Annotated in this window: 2 pseudogenes; both read left to right on the top strand. The window is 49.8% G+C overall.

The features are described 5' to 3' along the window. Positions 1-44: 44 nt before the first annotated feature. Positions 45-173: pseudogene (locus A9236_RS11400) on the top strand (Bax inhibitor-1 family protein); the annotation flags it as partial. A gap of 54 nt (positions 174-227) precedes the next feature. Continuing rightward, positions 228-542, top strand: a pseudogene (locus tag A9236_RS10945) (ABC transporter ATP-binding protein); the annotation flags it as partial. Positions 543-661 lie beyond the last annotated feature (119 nt).

The raw sequence follows: 661 nt of genomic DNA, 5'->3' as shown, positions 1-661 counted from the left end.
TAGGCTTTACGCTCAATAGCTACAGCAATGGTGCAGCTCTCATCATGCTGGCCTTTGGTGGCACCGCGGCAATCTTTGCCACGATGGCAACCATTGCTACTGTAAGCAAGAGTGACTTTGCCGGCATGGGCAAATGGCTGATGGTTGGCGTACTGCTCTTGATCGTAGCTTCCTTGGCAAACATTTGGTTGGAACTACCTGCTTTGATGTTGGCCGTGATGGTGCTCGCAATTGGCGCATCTTTTGCCGGTGTGGCGGGCGTATTCTTTTCGGCATTCCAAGGATTTGTATCCCCAGAGTCCTTTACTCTTTGGGAGTCGATTGTCGTCTTAGCTATGGTGGTACTTGGTGGTATCGGCCACATCCCCGGTGTGATCTTGGGTGCGATTGTGTTGGCCGTATTTCCAGAGGTGCTACGTGGTGTTGCAGAGCCCGTTCAAAAAGCACTCTTTGGTCACGTGATCGTAGACGTTGAAGTGATTCGTCAGTTGATTTACGCAAGATTGCTACCTTTATTCGGCTATCCAAATCAACCGCTCTAATTCTGACTCAAAACATTGTTCTTGCTCTAGGCATTAAGGCTATCTTCCTTGTGCTTACCTTTACAGGGCAAGCCACGATGTGGATGGCGGTATTTGCGGATATGGGTGTCGAGCTTGCC

It is taken from the genome of Polynucleobacter sp. QLW-P1DATA-2 (genome assembly GCF_001870365.1).
In the GTDB taxonomy this organism is placed as follows: domain Bacteria; phylum Pseudomonadota; class Gammaproteobacteria; order Burkholderiales; family Burkholderiaceae; genus Polynucleobacter.
The sequence above is the reverse complement of the archived record's forward strand: the minus strand, read 5'-3'. Positions and strand labels throughout refer to the sequence as shown.